The organism is Streptomyces sp. NPDC093064, assembly GCF_044754605.1.
In the GTDB taxonomy this organism is placed as follows: domain Bacteria; phylum Actinomycetota; class Actinomycetes; order Streptomycetales; family Streptomycetaceae; genus Streptomyces.
Genome location: NZ_JBIVPK010000003.1, coordinates 282,195 through 300,332 on the forward strand (window position 1 = coordinate 282,195; position 18,138 = coordinate 300,332).

Here is an 18,138-nt window from a genome sequence, read left to right on the forward strand (position 1 = left end):
GGCCCCTGTCGGGAGTCGGCCCGTGGCCGGGACCTTGGTCGTAGGCCGTACGACCGAGCGGTTCAGCGGCGGGCGGCCCGGCGGCGCAGGAGCCAGAGGGTGAAGGCGAGGGTGGAGACGTCCTTGGTGAGGGGGGCCGGGGCGGCTTCGGGGCCGGTCCAGGTGAGGACCGCGCCGGTGGTGCCGTCGACCAGCAGGCTGCTGCCGCCGGCGAAGCGCCCGAGGCGTATCAACTGGTGGGCGCGGGCGGGGAGTTCTTCCGGCCAGAAGTCGTCGGGGCACTCGTCGGCGCAGAACTCGGCGAGCGTCGGCAAGGGTACGTCGGTGTCGGACTGGAGGAGTACGCCGTCCTCGGGCAGGCCCGTGTCGCGCAGGAAGCGGCGGGTGGGCTCGTGGGTGAGCGTGGCGGGGAAGTCGACTTCCTCGTAGCGCGCGATCCGGCCGTGACCGAACTCACGGTGCAGCAGGCGGGCACGCAGGTCGAGGGTCAGCCCGGAGGCCGTGCCGGGCCTCACGGCCGGCACCGCCGGGCGGACACGGGCCGCCGGACGGGTGCGAGCCGCCGCCGGGCGGAACGCGAACTCGCCGTACCCGCGGCGCAGATCGAGGCCCGTCTCGGGCAGGGTGATCACCCTGACAACGGTGTCGGTCGTGCTCATCGCTCCCCCGTGCGGTTCGGTTCAGGTTCCGGAACGGACGGCGTCCCGGGCTGGCGGGTCCGGCGCCGCGCCTCGGGCGACGGCCCTCGTCTCCACTGCCCGAAGACTACGCCCCCTCACTGACAACGCCCCAAAACGGAAGACGCCGGGCGGGCGCCCGGCGTTCCCTTCCGGCCCGGGTAACCGCGGGCGAACACCGCTCACTGCGTGGTCACGACCGCGGCCTGCGGGCGGATCGGCAGGCGGTTGACGGGACGGCCCGTGGCGGCGCGCACCGCGGAGGCGACGGCCGCCGGGGAGGTCACCACCGGTACCGCGCTGACCGCCTTCGCGCCGAAGGGGGCGATGACGTCCCGCTCCTCGACCAGTTTCACGATCCGGACGTCGGGCGCGTCCAGGGCCGTGGGCAGGGCATAGCCGGTGAGGTCGGGGTGGCGGACCAGCCCCCGCGGGGTGCGCAGGTTCTCGGTGAGGGCGATGCCCACGCCCTGGGTGACGCCCCCCTCGATCCGGGCGGCGAGCTGGGCCGGGTTGAGCACCCGGCCCACGTCCTGGGCGAGGGCCATCTCCACGACCCGTACCGAGCCCACTTCGATGTCCACGTCCACCACCGCGCGGATGGCGCAGAAGGCCAGGCCCACGAAGGCGTCGCCCTGGCCCGACTCGTTCAGCGGCTCGGTGGGGTGCGGGCGGCACTGGGCGGTCGCCCACAGCTCCTTGCCGTCCAGCGCCTCCGTGACCGTGGTCGACAGCACGCCGTCGTACGACGTGATCTTGCCGTCGGTGATCTGGAGCAGTTCGGTGGACATGCCGAACTTGTGGGCGAGCGGCTGGAGAAGCTGGGTGCGGACCATCTTCGCCGCGCGTTCCACCGCGCCGCCCGACACCCAGGTGTGGCGGCCGCGGCAGCCGGCGCCGGCCGGCGGCTGGTCGGTGTCGACCGGGGCCACGTGCACCTCGTCGATGCCGAGCGTGTCCTGGACGATCTGCCGGGCGAGCGTCGTGAAGCCCTGGCCGGACTCCACCGCCGCGCACAGCACCGTCGCCACGCCGTCCTGGACCCGCACGGTCGCCGTGGAGACCTCGTCGGCGCCCTCAGCGCCGAGCATGTGCACCATGCCCAGGCCGTAGCCCACGCCCCGGCGCACCGCGCCCGGTTCGCCCGCTCCCTCAAGGCCGCCGGGCAGCAGCCACTCGTCCTCGGGGACGTCCTTGGGCAGCGGCGGCAGCGGGTGGTCCCGTACGGCCTGGAGCAGTTCGGCGACCGGGGCCGGGCACGTCACCGTCTGGCCGGTCGGCAGCACGTCGCCGGTCGCCATGACGTTGCGCAGGCGCACCTCGGCCGGGTCCAGGCCGAGCTTCTTGGCCAGCTTGTCCATCTGCGCCTCGTAGGCGGCGCACACCTGCATCGCGCCCTCGCCGCGGACATGGCCGGAGGGCGGGTTGTTGGTGCGCACGGCCCAGCCCTCGATGAAGGCGTTCGGGACGACGTAGGGGCCGCAGGCGAAGGACACGGCGGCGGCGAGGGCGTCGGAGGAGGTGTCGGCGTAGGCGCCCGCGTCCAGCAGGATCTGCGCCTCGACCTTGACCAACGTGCCCTCGGCGTCGGCATGGTGGCGGTAGCGCAGGAGCGTCGGGTGGCGGTGGGTGTGGCCCAGGAACGACTCCTCGCGGGTCGCCGTGAGCTTCACCGGGCAGCCGGTCCTCAGCGCCAGCAGGCCGAGCGGGAGCTGGAAGCCCTGGTCCTCGCGGTCGGCCGTGGCGCCCGGCACACCGGTGACGACGATCTTCACGCGCTCGGGTTCCAGCCCGTAGCAGGCGGCGAGCGCGTCGCGGTCGGCGTGCGGGTCGGTGGAGGCCAGGTACAGCTCCACGCCGCCGTCGGGGCGGGGCACCGCGAGTCCGGCCTCGGCGCCGATGGGGGCCGGGTCCTGGCGGCCGATGCGGTACAGGCCCTCGACGACGACCTCGCCGGCCGCCTCCGGGTCGCCGTGGCGCAGCGGGATGTGCCGGATCAGGTTGCCGTCGGGGTGCAACGGTTCGGCCTCGAAGGCCTGTTCGGGGTCGGTCACCGGGTCGAGCACCTCGTACTCGACGATGACGGCGGCGGCGGCCATCCGGGCGGTGTCCGGGTGGTCGGCGGCGACGGCCGCGATGGGCTCGCCGTGGTGGCGTACGACCTCGGAGGCGAACACCGGGCGGTCGGGCGTGCCGCGGCCGTACACCGGGCGGCCCGGGACGTCCTCGTGGGTGACGACGGCCCGTACGCCGGGCATCTCGCGCGCGTGTGCCGTGTCGATGGACACGATGCGCGCGTGCGGGTGCGGCGAGCGCAGTACGGCCGCCCACAGCAGGCCCTCGGCCCACAGGTCGGCCGCGTACGGGAAGGTGCCCTCCGTCTTGGCGCGGGCGTCGGCGGCCGGCAGCGAGGAGCCGAGACCGTGCGGCAGGGGTTCGGGCGCGGGGGCGGTCTCCGCGGCGGCGGTGGCGGCTTCGTTGCTCACGCCTGGCCTCCGTCCTGGCCGTAGGGGTCGTGCGGTGCCGGGGTGTCGAACGCGGAGGGGTGGACCCCGCCGGCGCCCGGACCCGCCTGGTGGGGGATGCGCGGCTCGTCGGCCTCCTGCTCGGCCTCGTCCGCCGCGGTGTGCGCCTCGCGTTCGGTGACGACCTCCTTGACCGCCTGGAGGACGCCCCGGTAGCCCGTGCAGCGGCACAGGTTGCCGCACAGTGCCTGGCGGGTCTCCAGCTCGGTCGGGTCCGGGTTGCCCTCCAGCAGGTCGTGCACGGTCATCGCCATGCCGGGCACGCAGAAGCCGCACTGCACCGCGCCGCACCGGGCGAGCGCCCGCTGCACGTCCGAGGGCTGCCCGTCCACGGCCAGTCCCTCGACCGTGCGCACCTCGCTGCCGGCCGCGGTGACCGCGGGCACCAGGCAGGAGGCGACCAGGCGTCCGTCGACCTGTACGTTGCAGGCGCCGCACTCGCCCTGCGAGCAGCCGTCCTTGGCGCCCGCGAGCCCGAGCCGCTCGCGCAGCACGTACAGCAGCGACTCGCCGATCCAGGCGTCGGTGACGGGCCGGTCGGCGCTGTTGACGCGCAGCACGTACGAGGCGAGCGGGTGCTCGTCCTGCGGGGGCGCGAAAGGCGGGTCCTCCTCGGTGGCGGCGTCCGGCTGTCCGGCGTCCGGGTCCGGGCCGGCGGCCGCGCCGTCCGGGGCCGCGGAGCCGGAGCCCGTGACGGGCTCTCCGGCGGCCCGGGAGGGCGATTGGGTCTCCTGGGGCGAGCCGGGCAGCGCGGGCGGCTCGGTGGGCCCCTCCGTGGCCTCCATGGACCCTCGGGGGTCCTCGCCGGCCTCGACCGCGCCGGAGGCCGGCCGCGGGGAGTCCGCGTCGGACTCGGCCGGGGACTCGGACCGGGGCGGCGAGGCCTGGACGTCGTGTTCCGCGCGGAGTCGGGCTTGCCGCTCCGCCGGGGAACCGGTGGTGCCCTGTCCGCGCGGAGCCCCGGGTCCCTGCGCGGCGGCGGTGTCCGCGCCGGGTCCGGTCACGGTCGGCGGGAACGGCCGGGCGGCCTCCGCCGCCGGCTCCCCGCCCACGTGCTCAACCCCCGCCGGACGGCCGTCCGCACGGCCCGCGCCCGGAGCCGCCGGCTCGCCTTCACGCGCACCGCCCGCCGAAGTCCCGGCCCTGTAAGCGTCCTGGACCGCCCCGGCACCGTGCGCGGCCGCGCCGGGCCCGCCGGCCGGGGAAGCACCACCGGTCACGCCACCCGCAGCGGGAGCCCCCGGCAACCGCACGTCCGCGCGCGTGTCGTCCGCCACCGTCCCGTACGCGGCTTCAGTCGCCCCGGCACCGTGTCCGCCATCGCCCGGCCGCGCGGCCGGGGAACCACCACCGGCCACACCGTCCGCAGGGGAAGCCCCCGGCAACCGCACATCTCCACGCGCGCCGTACGCCGCCTCAGCCGCCCCGGCACCCTGTCCGCCACCGCCCGGCCCTCCGGCCGGGAACGCGGTGCCGGTCGGTCCGTTCTCGTAGGCGTTCGCGGCCGGTGCGCTCCCGTGCGGGCCGCCCGCCGGGGGCTCGCCGGGCTGTCCGGGCGCCTCGGCTTCGGTGCGGGGGCGGCTCCAGGCCTGGCCGACCTCCTCCGTGGCCCACGGGGCGGCCGCGCCGCCGGGGAGGGTGGTCGGGGGGGTGCCGCCCCACTGCTGGACCAGCGACGACGTGGTGAACTCGCCTGATTCGTCCGGGATGTCACCCCCGGCGACCGGGATCGACCACTGCCCGGTCACGTCCTGTCCGGGCGCGGGAGGGGCCTGAGCGGCCTGGCCCGCCGGGCCCGTCTGCGTCTCGTCGAAGTTCCACTGCTGGGTGGCCTCCGGACGGTACGTGAACCGGTCGTCCACGCCCGCGTCCTGCGGCACGGCATTCGGGTCGGGCCACTGGGCGCCCTGGTCGGGCGCGCCCGGCACGGCCCAATTTCCCGTACCCGCCGGGTCGTTCGCCGCCGACGGGGCGGGCGTGACCGCTATCGGCGGCGGCACGTAGCCGTGGCCGGGCGCCGCGAGCGGGCTGTGGGCGGCCAGGAGGGCGTCGATGCCGCCCTCGGGCAGCTTCACGAACGCGGTGGCGCCGTCGTCGTACTCGCCCTGCGGCAGCGGGTCCCATCGGCCGCCGCTGCCCGGCGTGCCCTCCGCGTGCTGGTCGTCGGTCACGACAGCGCCCTCCCCAGTGCTCGTCGGGCCAGCGCGGCGACGGTGCGCCGCAGGTGCAGTACGGCGGGCGGAAGCTGCTGCACGGAGCCGTCCTCGGCCGGGACCGGATCGGGGATGCAGGCCGCGGCCACGTACTCGCCGAAGGCGTTCTGCGCCTCCGGGACGATCACGCGGCCGTTGTCCCAGTCGATGAGCTGGGCCACCCAGCGCTCGGCGTCCAACGGCCGCAGCGGCATCGGCGCTATGGCGCCCACCGCGCACCGCACCCCGCGCCGGGCCGGGTCGAGGACCAGCGCCACGGACGCGACCGCGCGGCCCGGTCCGGTGCGGCCGGTCGCCTTGAGGAAGACCTGCGGCGCGTGCAGCAGCGGCACGCGCACGTAGCCGATGAGCTCGCCCGCGCGGAGCATCTCCACGCCGGCCAGCAGGTGCGACACCGGGATCTCCCGGCGGGCTCCGCCCGGACCCGCGATGATCAGGATCGCCTCCAGGGCGGCCAGCACCGGCAGCGCGTCCCCGGTGGGGGCGGCGGAGGCGACGTTGCCGCCCAAGGTGCCCGCGTTGCGGATGTGCGGCGGTCCCGCGGCGCGCGCTGCGGCGGCCAGCGCTGGAATCAGCGCGGCGAAGTCGGGGCGCCCCATGCGCGCGTGGGTGAGGCCGGCGCCGAGCAGCGCGTGGCCGTCCTGGTACTGCCAGCCGCGGATCTCGCTGATCCGGCCGAGGCCGACCAGCGCGGTGGGCCTGAGCTGCCCCGAGTTGACGGCGGCCATGAGGTCGGTGCCGCCCGCCACGGGCACCGCGGCCGGCATGGCGGTGAGTGCCGCCACCGCCTCGTTCAGCGTCGTGGGCAGCGTGACGGCCTGCGCCGCCTGAGGTGCGTGCGTGGTCAAAACCGGCTGCCCCTTCCCGCTGCCCCCGCTGGTCCCACCTGTGCTGCCGTACGGTACGTGCCGACAAGGCGGACGTGGCAACTCTGGCACATCTTCGCAGGGCCCGAAGACAGGGGTCCGCTAGGTGGCATTCGCCCACCTCATAGGGGACATGGTCCGATTTGGCACACCATCACCGGTGCGAGCGAATTCCCACTCTTCGCTGATTCTTGCGGCCTTTTTCCGGCACCTGTTCGAGACGGCGGGTGGAGCCGGCCGTTCCGCTACCTCGGCGGCGGACCGTCGAGGGGCCGCCCGAGGATGCCGGGGCGCCGCTGCCACGGGTACGGCCCGGTGGGCGGCCGGTAGCGGACGCCCAGGGCGTCCAGACGCCCGTAGTGGGCGGTCATCCGCCGCTCGAAATCCGCGAAGTCCCGTTCCGCCGGGGTGGGCAGGGCACTCCAGGCCACCTCGGCGAACGCGGCCAGCCTGGGGAACGCCTGGTAGTCCACGCGCGCCTGATCCTCCATCACCTCGGTCCACACGTTGGCCTGCGCGCCCAGCACATGACGGGCCTGGGCCGCGTCCAGCTCCGGGGGGACCGGCTCGAACCGGTAGACGTCCTCCAGGGTGCGCACGAAGCCGATCGGCACGGGCTCGTCCTCGCCCGGGGCCTGGCGGTGGTCCAGGTACACCTCCTGCTCGGGGCACATGACGACGTCGTGGCCGGCCCGCGCGGCGGCGATCCCGCCCGCGTACCCGCGCCAGGAGGACACCGCGGCCCCCGCCGCCAGGCCGCCCTCCAGGATCTCGTCCCAGCCGATGAGCCTGCGCCCGCGCGCGGTGAGCCAGGCGTCGAAGTGGCCGACGAACCAGGCCTGGAGCTCGTCCTCGCCGGCCAGTCCGAGTTCCGCGATCCGCGCCTGCGCGGTGGGCGAGGCCCGCCACTGCTCCTTGGGGCACTCGTCACCGCCGATGTGGACAAACCTCGAGAACCCTGCGAATCCGGTGGACGTCACGGCGTCCGCCGGGAACAGTTCGAGCAGTTCCTCGAAGACGCCCTCGTAGAAGCGCAGGGTGGTGTCGGTGGGGGCGAGGACGTTCGGGTTGACGCCCCAGTCGTCCCAGACGGTGAGGGCGGCGGTGTCGACGACGTCGGTGTTGCCGAGTTCCGGGTACGCGGCGATGGCTGCCTGCGAGTGCCCGGGCACGTCGATCTCGGGGACGACGGCGATGTGCCGCTCGGCCGCGTAGGCGACGATCTCCCGGATGTCGTCCTGGGTGTAGTGGCCGCCGTGCGGTCTGTCCTCCCACAGCGGGGACGCCCGGTGGCCGAATCTCGTCCGCGCCCGCCAGGAGCCGACCTCCGTCAACCTCGGGTACCGCTTGATCTCGATCCGCCAGCCCTGGTCGTCCGTCAGGTGGAAGTGCAGCACGTTGAGTTTGTGCGCCGCCATCAGATCGAGGTAGCGCAGGACGCCGTCCTTCGGCATGAAGTGGCGGGCCACGTCGAGCATCAGGCCGCGCCAGCGGAAGCGGGGGGCGTCCTCGATCACCCCCGCCGGGACCGCGTGGGCGGCGTCCGGCCGTAGGGGGGCGCGCCGGAAGGCGTCGGGGCCGAGCATCTGGCGCAGGGTCTGCGCACCCCAGAACACCCCGGCCGGGGAGCCGCCGCGGATCTCGACGCCCCGGCCGGCAGCGGCGGCGAGCCGGTACGCCTCGGGCTCCAGGGAGTCGTCCAGGCGCAGCCGTACGGAGTCCGGGTCGTCCTCGGCGCCGGGCGGGAGGGGCAGGCCGAGGGCCGCGCCGAGCGTGCCGCGCAGCCAGCGTTCGGTGCCGCCGGTGCCCTCGGCGGCCCAGAGGGTGGTGCCCCGGTCGAGCGGGACGGCGCGGTCCGGGGAGCCGGCCGCGGCGCGCGGAGCCGGAATCACGTCGGTCATGCCACCCATGGGTAGCGTCGGCCGCGACACAGCGCAATGAGCGTTGCACATCGTGCACAGGCCGTCCGAACGGCACAGGCCCCCGAGGCGCGCCGGAGCGCGCCTCGGGGGCCCTGCGAGTCTCTGCCGAGCGGGGAGCCGGTTACTTCTTCTTGTCGTCGCCGCCTTCGCCGCCGCCGGTCATGGATTCGTAGATCTCCTTGCACAGCGGGCAGACGGGGTACTTCTTGGGGTCGCGGCCCGGCACCCACACCTTGCCGCACAGCGCCACGACGGGCGTACCGTCGAGGGCGCTCGCCATGATCTTGTCCTTCTGGACGTAGTGGGCGAAGCGCTCATGGTCGCCGTCGCCGTGGGACACCTGCGGCGTCGGCTCGACGAGGGTACCCGTACCAGTGCCGCGCTCGGGCTCGAGAGTGCTCATACGGCAAGGGTACTGAAGGCCCCGGGCATCAGTTGAGCGAAGGGTCGTCAGGATATGTGGCGACCATCGCCAGTTCGTTGCGCTGGCGGCGCAGCACCTCGCGCCACAGTCTCTCGGGGGACGGGCAGGACACGTCGCCGGGTTCCGACTCGACGACGTACCAGGCCCCTTCCGCCAGCTCGTCCTCGAGCTGGCCGGGGCCCCAGCCGGCGTATCCGGCGAAGATCCGCAGCGAGCCGAGGGCGGAGGCCAGCAGCTCGGGAGGTGCCTCCAGGTCGACGAGACCGATCGCGCCGTGCACCCGGCGCCAGCCCAGCGGGGCGCCCTCGCCGGAGCCGCCGGGGATGACGGCGACGCCGAGTGCGGAGTCCAGCGACACCGGGCCGCCCTGGAAGACGACTCCGGGCTCCCCGGTGAGATCGGCCCAGCCCTCCAGGATGTCGCCCACGTCCACGGGGGTGGGGCGGTTGAGGACGACACCGAGGGAGCCCTCCTCGTCGTGGTCGAGAAGGAGCACCACCGCACGGTCGAAGTTCGGGTCCGCCAGGGCGGGCGTGGCCACGAGCAGCCGCCCTGTGAGCGAGGACACCTCGGTCATGCCAGACATGATCCCGCATCTTCCCTGCGCATGGGGAGCCAATCCGGCTACGGGGGTGAGCGCAGCTCAGGGGACACGGAAGCGTCACCGGCGCACGGCGGCCGCGGTGACCGCACGTGCCCGGTGCTCAACGGCGCGTGTTGGCGCAGGGTCCTGAGCCAACCCGGGCCGCCGACGGGCTTTCTGAAGGGGGGCGCATGGCGATTACCCTGTCTGTCCGGCCCCCTCCGAAGTGATCGGCCGGACCCTGCCCACCTCATCGGAACGCGAGATACATGACCGTCAACGGCACTGATGACGTACTGCTTGTCCACGGCGGAACCCCGCTGGAGGGCGAGATCCGTGTCCGCGGTGCGAAGAACCTCGTACCGAAGGCCATGGTCGCCGCCCTGCTGGGAGGTGAACCAAGTCGCCTCCGCAACGTTCCGGACATCCGTGACGTGCGTGTCGTGCGCGGTCTGCTGCAACTGCACGGGGTGACGGTCCGTCCGGGTGACGAACCGGGTGAGCTGGTGCTCGACCCGACCCGGGTGGAGAGCGCGAACATCGCCGACATCGATGCCCACGCGGGCTCCTCGCGCATCCCGATCCTGTTCTGCGGGCCGCTGCTGCACCGCCTGGGGCACGCGTTCATCCCCGGCCTGGGCGGCTGCGACATCGGCGGCCGGCCCATCGACTTCCACTTCGACGTGCTGCGGCAGTTCGGCGCGGTCATCGAGAAGCGGGCGGACGGGCAGTACCTGGAGGCGCCCAAGGGGCTGCGGGGTACGAAGATCGCGCTGCCGTACCCGTCCGTCGGCGCGACCGAGCAGGTGCTGCTGACGGCCGTGCTGGCCGAGGGTGTCACCGAGCTGTCCAACGCGGCCGTGGAGCCGGAGATCGAGGACCTGATCTGCGTCCTGCAGAAGATGGGCGCGATCATCGCGATCGACACCGACCGCACGATCCGGATCACGGGTGTGGAGAAGCTCGGCGGCTACACCCACCGGGCCCTTTCGGACCGGCTGGAGGCCGCGTCCTGGGCGTCGGCGGCGCTGGCGACCGAGGGCAACATCTACGTGCGCGGCGCCCAGCAGCGGTCGATGATGACCTTCCTGAACACCTACCGGAAGGTGGGCGGTGCCTTCGAGATCGACGACGAGGGCATCCGCTTCTGGCACCCGGGCGGTCAGCTGAAGTCCATCGCGCTGGAGACGGACGTGCACCCCGGCTTCCAGACCGACTGGCAGCAGCCGCTGGTGGTCGCCCTGACCCAGGCCACGGGCCTGTCGATCATCCACGAGACGGTGTACGAGTCGCGGCTGGGCTTCACCTCCGCGCTCAACCAGATGGGCGCCCACATCCAGCTCTACCGCGAGTGCCTGGGCGGCTCCGACTGCCGCTTCGGCCAGCGCAACTTCCTGCACTCGGCGGTGGTGTCGGGCCCGACCCGGCTCCAGGGCGCCGACCTGGTCATCCCCGACCTGCGCGGCGGCTTCTCCTACCTGATCGCGGCCCTGGCCGCCCAGGGCACCTCCCGTGTCCACGGCATCGACCTGATCAACCGCGGCTACGAGAACTTCATGGAGAAGCTCATGGAACTGGGCGCCAAGGTGGAACTCCCCGGCCAGGCCCTCGGCTGATCCACGATCCCCAGCCGGGCCGGCCGACGCCGCCCCGGCTGGGGGGCCGGGGGTCATCCCCCGGGCAGGCACAGCCTCCCGGTCAGGCCCTCGGCTGATCCGTGCTGCCCCGGTGGCCGCCGGGGAGGGTGTGTACGACGTTGGGGCGGCCCCCGGTGAGGGGGACCGCCCCATGGGCGTCGTGGTGGCCCGAGGGCCGCCCTGCAGCGCCTCGTACGCCGTCCCCCGGCGTACGAGACTGCGAGGTCACTTGCCCTTGGCCGCTTCCTTGAGCTTGCTGCCCGCGGAGACCTTCACGCTGTAGCCGGCCGGGATCTGGATCGGCTCGCCGGTCTGCGGGTTGCGAGCGGTGCGAGCGGCACGGTGGGTGCGCTCGAAGGTCAGGAAACCAGGGATGGTGACCTTCTCGTCCCCCTTGGAGACGATGTCGCCGACGACGTCGGCGAACGCGGCCAGCACGGCGTCGGCGTCCTTGCGGGTCACCTCGGCGCGGTCGGCCAGCGCGGCCACCAGCTCACTGCGGTTCATGTTGTTACTCCCGTGTTCTTCTTACCGTTGCGGCGAGGCCGCATGTTGGGCACAGCGAAGCCGATGCTGCCAGGGTCCTCGGTGAGTCCCCGGACCCGGGTCCGTCGCCGAACCCTCGCGCCCAGAGAGGCATCCTGCCCCCACCTGCGGCGCGAATGCCAATCCGGCACCCATAGGAGTCGTGAGAACACCCTTGGGAGTCACACGAAGAGATGCCCGAGCCTGGCCGTCACGATAAGGCTCCACCGGCGGTGGGGCGCTTCGCGACGCGCCGGTTTCGCCGCGCCGTGGCAATCGTCACGCCGTTGCCTCCGTCTTCGCGGCCGCCTCCCGGACGGCCCCGGCCACCGCGCCGGCGACCTTCTCGTTGAAGACGCTCGGAATGATGTAGTTCGGGTTCAGCTCGTCCGCCGTGACCACGTCGGCGAGGGCGTGCGCGGCGGCCAGCATCATCTCCGTGTTGACGGTCCGGGACTGCGCGTCCAGCAGGCCGCGGAAGACACCCGGGAAGACCAGCACGTTGTTGATCTGGTTGGGGAAGTCGGAACGGCCGGTGGCCACAACTGCCGCCGTCTGACGGGCGATTGCCGGGTCCACCTCGGGGTCGGGGTTCGCGAGCGCGAACACGATCGCGCCCTCCGCCATGGCGGCCACGTCGTCGCCGTCGAGCACGTTGGGCGCCGAGACGCCGATGAAGACGTCCGCGCCGTGCACGGCCTCCTTCAGCGTGCCGGTCAGGCCCTCCGGGTTGGTGTTGTCCGCGATCCAGCGCAGCGGGGAGTCCGGGGCGGCCCCGACGAGGTCCTCACGGCCGGCGTGCACCACACCCTGGATGTCGGCGACGACGGCGTTCTTCACGCCCGCCGCGAGCAGCAGCCGCAGGATCGCCGTGCCGGCTGCGCCGGCGCCGGACATCACCACGCGCACGCTGTCGATCGGCTTGCCGACCACGCGCAGCGCGTTGGTCAGCGCGGAGAGCACGACGATCGCGGTGCCGTGCTGGTCGTCGTGGAAGACCGGGATGTCGAGGGCCTCGCGCAGCCGGGCCTCGATCTCGAAGCAGCGGGGCGCGGAGATGTCCTCCAGGTTGATGCCCGCGAAGCCGGGGGCGATCGCCTTGACGATCTCGACGATCGCGTCGCTGTCCTGGGTGTCCAGGCAGATCGGCCAGGCGTCGATGCCGGCGAAGCGCTTGAAGAGGGCCGCCTTGCCCTCCATGACCGGCAGTGCGGCCATGGGGCCGATGTTGCCCAGGCCCAGCACGGCCGAGCCGTCGGTCACGACCGCAACCGAGTTGCGCTTGATGGTCAGGCGCCGGGCGTCCTCGGGGTTCTCCGCGATCGCCATGCACACGCGGGCCACACCGGGGGTGTAGACCATGGACAGGTCGTCACGGTTGCGGATGGGGTGCTTGGACGCCATCTCGATCTTGCCGCCGAGGTGCATGAGGAACGTACGGTCCGAGACCTTGCCCAGCGTGACGCCCTCGATGCCGCGCAGCTTCTCGACGATCTCCTCGGCGTGGGACGTCGAGGTGGCCGCGATGGTGACGTCGATACGGAGTCTCTCGTGGCCCGACGCGGTGACGTCGAGGCCGGTCACCGAGCCTCCGGAGGACTCCACGGCCGTGGTGAGCTGCGATACGGCGGTTCCGCCCGCCGGCACCTCCAGACGGATGGTCATCGAGTAGGAGACGCTGGGCGCCGTTGCCATGGCCGACTTCCTCTGCTTTCACCGTGTCGCGAAGTTCTGCCGTCCGATCGTCGCACCTACCCCCGAGTACGTGCTAGCCGCCCCGGGTTGTGGACGTAGTGTTCACTGAGAGGTGCAGTTTTCGGAAACTGAATTCCACCATACGAGAACAGTCGGGGTGACGGAAGATGCGCAGGCGACAAAAGAGGCCCACGTCACATGAGTGACGTGGGCCTCCTGGAGACTTGTATGACACCGACCCGCCATGCTCGCCTCGCGGCAAGTGGTCGCTCGTAGCGACGAAGGTTGGGCCCGGGGGCTTGGATCGGGCCGGTGCCGTACCCAGGCTAACAAACGGATCCCTCGTGGCCATTCCCGTCGCTGCGGTTACCCCCGGGTTCAGTCCCGCAGCAGATCCGGCACCCCGGCCCCGTCCGGCTCGTCCCGCTCCCCGGAGACCACCGTCAGCTGCTGGGTGGCCCTGGTCAGGGCCACGTACAGGACCCGTAGGCCGGCCGGGGACTCGTCCGCGATCTCCGCGGGCGAGACGACGATCGTCGCGTCGTACTCCAGACCCTTGGCCTCCAGGCTGCCGAGGGCCACCACCCGGTCGCCGAGCCCGGCCAGCCAGCGCCGGGCCTCCTCGCGCCGGTTCATGGCGACGACCACGCCGACCGTGCCGTCCACCAGGTCCAGCAGTCGCTCGGCCTCCGCCCGCGCGCTCTTCTCCACGGAGCCCCGGACAACGGCGAAGCGCGGCTCCACCCCGGTGGAGCGCACGGCCGTCGGCGCGGTGGAGCCGGGCATGGCCAGGGCGAGGACCTTCGAGGCCAGGTCGGCGATCTCCGCCGGGTTGCGGTAGTTCACGGTCAGCTCGAAGCGGCGGCGCGGCCGGGTGCCCAGGGCCTCGTCGCGGGCCTCGGCCGCCTCGTCCGGGTCGGACCAGGAGGACTGGGCGGGGTCGCCGACGACCGTCCAGGTGGCGTGCCGGCCGCGGCGGCCGACCATCCGCCACTGCATGGGCGTGAGGTCCTGCGCCTCGTCCACGATGACGTGCGCGTACTCGGTGCGCTCCTGCGCGAGACGCTCCGCCCGCTCCCGCTGCGACTCCTCGCGCACGGGCATCAGCTCCTCGAGACCGGTGAGCTGGTCCAGCGGGTCCAGTTCGCGCTTCCGGCGCGGGCGGGCCGGGGTGCCGAGGATCGCCTGGAGCTCGTCGAGGAGGGCGATGTCGTGCACCGAGTACCCGTTCCGCCGCAGCGAGCGGGCCACCCGGCGCACCTCACCGGGGTTGAGGATCCGGCGCGCCCAGCGGCCCAGCCGCCGCTCGTCGGCCATGGCGGTGAGCACGGCCGGCGGGGTCAGCTCGGGCCACCAGGCGTCGAGGAAGGAGACGAAGGAGTCCTCACCGGTCACGTCCTCGTCGAAGGAGGAGCGCAGTTCGGCGGCCAGCTCCGGGTCGGTGTGCCGGCCGACGGCGCCCGACTTCTCCCACAGGGCGTCAAGGAGCAGCTTGCGGGCGCGCGGGCGCAGCAGGTTGACCGGCGCCGTGCCGCCGAGGGCGGTGCGCCGGACGTGGTCGAGTTCCTCGGCCTCCAGCTCCAGCCGGCGGCCGAAGGCGACGACCCGCAGCCGGTCCGGTGAGCCGTTCGACTCCAGCGCGCCCCGCGCCGCCTTGCGCAGCACCTTCAGCATCCGGTACGAGCCCTTGGCCCGCGCCACCGCCGGAGAGTCGTACAGCGTGGCCTCGGCGCCGTCGACGAGCGAGCCGATCGCCCGGATGGCGACCTGGCCCTCCTCGCCGAGCGAGGGCAGCACACCCTCGGTGTAGGCCACGAGCAGCGGTGTCGGGGAGACGATCAGGATGCCGCCCGCGTAGCGGCGCCGGTCCTGGTAGAGCAGGTAGGCCGCCCGATGCAGCGCCACCGCCGTCTTCCCCGTCCCCGGACCGCCCTCGACGTACGTCACCGAGGCGGCGGGGGCGCGGATGACCAGGTCCTGCTCGGCCTGGATGGAGGAGACGATGTCCCGCATGGTGTGGCCGCGGGCCTGGCCGAGCGCGGCCATCAGCGCGCCGTCGCCGATCGCGGGCAGTTCGCGGCCGTCGAGGCGGGCCTTCAGCTCGGGACGCATCAGGTCGTCCTCGACCCCGAGCACGCGCCGCCCCTTGGAGCGGATGACCCGCCGGCGCACGACCCGGCCCGGGTCGACCGGGGTGGAGCGGTAGAACGGGGCCGCGGCCGGTGCCCGCCAGTCGATGACCAGCGGGGCGTAGTCCTCGTCGAGGACGCCGATGCGGCCGATGTGCAGGGTCTCGGCGATGTCCGCCGTGCCGTCCTCGCGGACCGCGCCGTCGGCCGGCTCGACCGCGGTGTACGCGCCGTCCGGGCCCTTCCTGCCGTCCTTGCCGAGCAGCAGGTCGATACGGCCGAAGAGGAAGTCCTCGAACTCGTTGTTCAGCCGGTTGAGGTGGACACCCGCCCGGAAGACCTGCGCGTCGCGCTCGGCCAGCGCGCCGGGTGTGCCCACCTGGCCGCGCTGGGCCGCGTCGCGCATGAGGAACTCGGCCTCGTGGATCTTCTCCTCGAGGCGGCGGTACACCCGGTCCAGGTGCTGCTGTTCCACACCGATCTCTCGGTCCCGTACGGAGTCGTGCGCCGCTTCGTGCGCTGCGGCGTGGACCGATACGGGACCGAGAGATCCGACCGCGGAATCCTGTTGAGCCTGTGCGGCCACCGGGCCCCCTTCTGACGTGCTGGGCAGCCGTCAACCGTACGCGAAGGGGGCCCGCTCACGGAAGCTAGGCGGGTACCTCGACGAGTCGTTTCCCGTCGAAGGTCATCACCTCGAAGTGGTCGATCTGGTTCGGCTCCAGGGCCGCACCGCCTCGGACGTAGAGGGGGTCCTTGGCCTCCTGCGTCTTGGCGTTCGGGACGCCGTAGCCCCACTTCGGGACGGACCAGGACGTGACCGTCTCACGCTCGCCGTTCTTGCCGACGGCGATGAGCGAGCACTTCTGCGGGCCGGTGACGTTGTTCAGCTCGAGAACGGCGTTCGTGCCCCAGTCCTTCTTCTCGACGGCGACCGTCGCGGTGACGTTCGTCGTCGGGTCCGTCGCCGTGACCTTGTCGGGCATCGACTCGAAGGCGGACTTCGCGGGGCTCGCGGCCACCGTGGTGTTGCCGCCGCCGTCCGAGCCGCTCACCGCGACTGCGGTCAGCGGGCCGCCGATGATCAGCGCTGCCGCCGCCGCGACCATGTAGAAGCCGCGCCGGCGCTTCTGGGCGCGGCGCTCGGCGACCTCGTCGACGAGCTTCTCCACCAGACGCGGGCTGGGCTTGGCCGAAAGGGACTCGCCGACCGCGGGTGCGCCGGAGCCCGGCAGGTCCGCGAGCGCGGCCAGCATCGGCTCCATCCCGGCGAGTTCGTCGAGTTGCTGGGCGCACCACTCGCAGGTGGCGAGGTGCGCCTCGAAAGCGGTTGCCTCGGCGTCGTCGAGAATCCCGAGGGCGTAGGCGCCGACGGTCTCGTGCTCGTTCGGAGCCGGGGTTCCCTGCATGGCCCCAGACATACCCGCACCACCCGTTCCGAATCCCCCGTACACGCTCATCACGCCGTCACCCCCCGCTCCTCCAGTGCCAGCTTCATCGACCGCAGGGCGTAGAACACCCGAGAGCGGACGGTGCCGCTGGGTATGCCCAGCGTCTCGGCCGCCTCATTGACGGTACGCCCTTTGAAGTACGTCTCGACGAGCACCTCCCGGTGGGCCGGGGTCAGGTCGTCGAGCGCGTCCGACAGCGTCATCAGCCACAGCGCCTTGTCGATCTCGTCCTCCGCGGGGATGACCTCCAGCGGCGACGGATCGACCTCCTGCGGCCGGGCCTGCCGGCTGCGGTGGCCGTCGATGACGATGCGCCGGGCGACCGTCACCAGCCAGGGGCGTACCGAACCGGTGGCTCGATTGAGCTGACCGGCGTTCTTCCAGGCACGGATGAGCGTCTCCTGGACCACGTCCTCGGCACGCTGCCGGTCTCCGGCCACCAACCGCAGGACATACGCGAGGAGAGGTCCGGCGTGCTCGCGATAGAGCGCACGCATCAACTCCTCATCAGGTTCCGAGGACTGGGACATGCGATGTCGGGCCCTCGATCCACGTTCATTGGCCACGGCCGCATCCTTGCGCACGCCCACCTCCGGTGTCCGGGGCTTCCCCCCAGTCGGTCGCTCGCCGACGGGTACGGATCTCGGGCACACCGTGTTCAAAACCGGCCGACGGATTTCTGGGGGGTGCCGTGACGAGGGAGGACATGGGCGCACATTCCCCCCGCTTGATCTTTACATTTACGACACAGGAGCGGGAGTGCGGGCGCTTCCCGCCCCTGACGGAAACCAAACGGAGTGTTACCGAAATCACTTCGGCGCGGAACGCCCACAACCGACAAACAGGGTCGGGGAGTTGACGCTCCCTGTCCCTCTACGGCTGCGAGAGGGCGACACGTCGGCGGTGGCGGGCCACCCGTTCGCGGTTCCCGCAGACCTCGCTGGAGCACCAGCGCCTCCGGCGCCCCCGGGACGTGTCCAGGTACACGATCGGGCAGTTGTCGCCCTCGCACTGGCGCAGGCCCGCCCGTGCCACGGGATCGGTGAGCAGCTCCACGGCGTCCCGGGCGACGGCCGCGAGCAGGGCCGCGCACGCGGGTGGGCCCGCCAACTCGCGTACGAGGGTGCCGTCCTCGCCTCGTACGGCACGGGGTGCCGGCGGCGCCGTACGGGCGATGTCGTTGACGCGGGCGAGCGCGAGATCGTACGCCCGGGCCTCCTGGGCGAGATATCCGCGCACCAACTCCCCTACGTCCCGCCTCAGTTCCCGGAAGCCCGTGAGCCAGGAGGCGTCGGCGTGCGCCAGCGGGTAGCCGGGCGGGACCAGCCCCGATCCGGTGATCCACGCGCGCAGCGGCGCGAGGGAGTCCAGCCGTTCCACGGGATGGGTGGTCGAGAGGAGATCCAGGCAGACCCGCCCGGCGTCGAACCTCAGCTCGTACGGGACCGTGGCCGCAGCCAGTGCCATGTGCCTGTCACCGCCTAGGCTCAC

The 18,138-nt window shown here is 72.9% G+C and carries 14 protein-coding genes; 1 reads left to right on the top strand and 13 read right to left on the bottom strand.

The features are described from left to right. Positions 1–62: 62 nt before the first annotated feature. The 7 genes from ACIQFZ_RS06070 to ACIQFZ_RS06100 form a co-directional block, all read right to left on the bottom strand. The gene (locus ACIQFZ_RS06070) at positions 63–659 is read right to left on the bottom strand and encodes an SUKH-4 family immunity protein (protein ID WP_402690718.1); all 597 of its coding nucleotides are present in this window, start codon (positions 657–659) and stop codon (positions 63–65) included. A 200-nt stretch (positions 660–859) separates the two neighbouring features. Continuing rightward, complete coding sequence (locus ACIQFZ_RS06075) at positions 860–3,163, bottom strand: molybdopterin cofactor-binding domain-containing protein (RefSeq protein WP_365430078.1); 2,304 nt, start codon at positions 3,161–3,163, stop codon at positions 860–862. After that, on the bottom strand, positions 3,160–5,373 hold the full coding sequence (locus tag ACIQFZ_RS06080; protein ID WP_402690719.1) for a 2Fe-2S iron-sulfur cluster-binding protein: 2,214 nt from the start codon (positions 5,371–5,373) through the stop codon (positions 3,160–3,162). The genes ACIQFZ_RS06075 and ACIQFZ_RS06080 overlap by 4 nt, the downstream gene beginning before the upstream one ends. Continuing rightward, positions 5,370–6,263 (bottom strand): FAD binding domain-containing protein, encoded by an 894-nt coding sequence (locus ACIQFZ_RS06085; RefSeq protein WP_365435327.1) that lies wholly within the window; start codon positions 6,261–6,263, stop codon positions 5,370–5,372. The genes ACIQFZ_RS06080 and ACIQFZ_RS06085 overlap by 4 nt, the downstream gene beginning before the upstream one ends. A 263-nt stretch (positions 6,264–6,526) precedes the next feature. Continuing rightward, on the bottom strand, positions 6,527–8,182 hold the full coding sequence (locus tag ACIQFZ_RS06090) for a beta-N-acetylhexosaminidase (RefSeq protein ID WP_402690720.1): 1,656 nt from the start codon (positions 8,180–8,182) through the stop codon (positions 6,527–6,529). 142 nt (positions 8,183–8,324) lie between these two features. Then, positions 8,325–8,606 (bottom strand): DUF3039 domain-containing protein, encoded by a 282-nt coding sequence (locus ACIQFZ_RS06095; protein WP_365420505.1) that lies wholly within the window; start codon positions 8,604–8,606, stop codon positions 8,325–8,327. A gap of 28 nt (positions 8,607–8,634) precedes the next feature. Beyond that, positions 8,635–9,204 carry a YqgE/AlgH family protein gene (locus tag ACIQFZ_RS06100; protein ID WP_361415031.1) on the bottom strand — a complete coding sequence of 190 codons (570 nt, stop codon included), beginning with the start codon at positions 9,202–9,204 and terminating at the stop codon, positions 8,635–8,637. A gap of 275 nt (positions 9,205–9,479) precedes the next feature. On the opposite strand from ACIQFZ_RS06100, the gene murA reads away from it, so the two are divergent. Further along, positions 9,480–10,826, top strand: a complete 1,347-nt coding sequence (gene murA, locus ACIQFZ_RS06105; RefSeq protein WP_402690721.1) for a UDP-N-acetylglucosamine 1-carboxyvinyltransferase — start codon at positions 9,480–9,482, stop codon at positions 10,824–10,826. Between the two features lie 246 nt (positions 10,827–11,072). On the opposite strand, the gene ACIQFZ_RS06110 is transcribed toward murA, so the two are convergent. The 6 genes from ACIQFZ_RS06110 to ACIQFZ_RS06135 form a co-directional block, all read right to left on the bottom strand. Then, positions 11,073–11,354: an HU family DNA-binding protein gene (locus ACIQFZ_RS06110; RefSeq protein WP_003990598.1), complete on the bottom strand. Its 282-nt coding sequence runs from the start codon at positions 11,352–11,354 to the stop codon at positions 11,073–11,075. A gap of 297 nt (positions 11,355–11,651) precedes the next feature. Beyond that, positions 11,652–13,067, bottom strand: coding sequence for an NAD-dependent malic enzyme (locus ACIQFZ_RS06115; RefSeq protein ID WP_383057888.1), 1,416 nt, complete (start codon positions 13,065–13,067; stop codon positions 11,652–11,654). A gap of 378 nt (positions 13,068–13,445) precedes the next feature. Continuing rightward, positions 13,446–15,782, bottom strand: coding sequence for a HelD family protein (locus ACIQFZ_RS06120; RefSeq protein ID WP_383057887.1), 2,337 nt, complete (start codon positions 15,780–15,782; stop codon positions 13,446–13,448). Positions 15,783–15,846: 64 nt separating this feature from the next. Next, complete coding sequence (locus ACIQFZ_RS06125) at positions 15,847–16,656, bottom strand: anti-sigma factor family protein (protein WP_376541128.1); 810 nt, start codon at positions 16,654–16,656, stop codon at positions 15,847–15,849. Further along, the gene (locus ACIQFZ_RS06130) at positions 16,656–17,177 is read right to left on the bottom strand and encodes a sigma-70 family RNA polymerase sigma factor (protein ID WP_019056398.1); all 522 of its coding nucleotides are present in this window, start codon (positions 17,175–17,177) and stop codon (positions 16,656–16,658) included. Before ACIQFZ_RS06130 ends, ACIQFZ_RS06125 begins: the two co-directional genes overlap by 1 nt. 343 nt (positions 17,178–17,520) lie before the next feature. Continuing rightward, positions 17,521–18,114, bottom strand: a complete 594-nt coding sequence (locus tag ACIQFZ_RS06135; protein ID WP_402690722.1) for a CGNR zinc finger domain-containing protein — start codon at positions 18,112–18,114, stop codon at positions 17,521–17,523. Positions 18,115–18,138: the final 24 nt, after the last annotated feature.

Coding starts and splice junctions, on each gene's coding strand:
- ACIQFZ_RS06070 (WP_402690718.1), bottom strand. CDS start 659: ATGAGCACGACCGACACCGTTGTCAGGGTGATCACCCTGCCCGAGACG.
- ACIQFZ_RS06090 (WP_402690720.1), bottom strand. CDS start 8,182: ATGACCGACGTGATTCCGGCTCCGCGCGCCGCGGCCGGCTCCCCGGAC.
- ACIQFZ_RS06095 (WP_365420505.1), bottom strand. CDS start 8,606: ATGAGCACTCTCGAGCCCGAGCGCGGCACTGGTACGGGTACCCTCGTC.
- ACIQFZ_RS06100 (WP_361415031.1), bottom strand. CDS start 9,204: ATGACCGAGGTGTCCTCGCTCACAGGGCGGCTGCTCGTGGCCACGCCC.
- murA (WP_402690721.1), top strand. CDS start 9,480: ATGACCGTCAACGGCACTGATGACGTACTGCTTGTCCACGGCGGAACC.
- ACIQFZ_RS06110 (WP_003990598.1), bottom strand. CDS start 11,354: ATGAACCGCAGTGAGCTGGTGGCCGCGCTGGCCGACCGCGCCGAGGTG.
- ACIQFZ_RS06115 (WP_383057888.1), bottom strand. CDS start 13,067: ATGGCAACGGCGCCCAGCGTCTCCTACTCGATGACCATCCGTCTGGAG.
- ACIQFZ_RS06125 (WP_376541128.1), bottom strand. CDS start 16,656: ATGAGCGTGTACGGGGGATTCGGAACGGGTGGTGCGGGTATGTCTGGG.
- ACIQFZ_RS06130 (WP_019056398.1), bottom strand. CDS start 17,177: ATGTCCCAGTCCTCGGAACCTGATGAGGAGTTGATGCGTGCGCTCTAT.
- ACIQFZ_RS06135 (WP_402690722.1), bottom strand. CDS start 18,114: ATGGCACTGGCTGCGGCCACGGTCCCGTACGAGCTGAGGTTCGACGCC.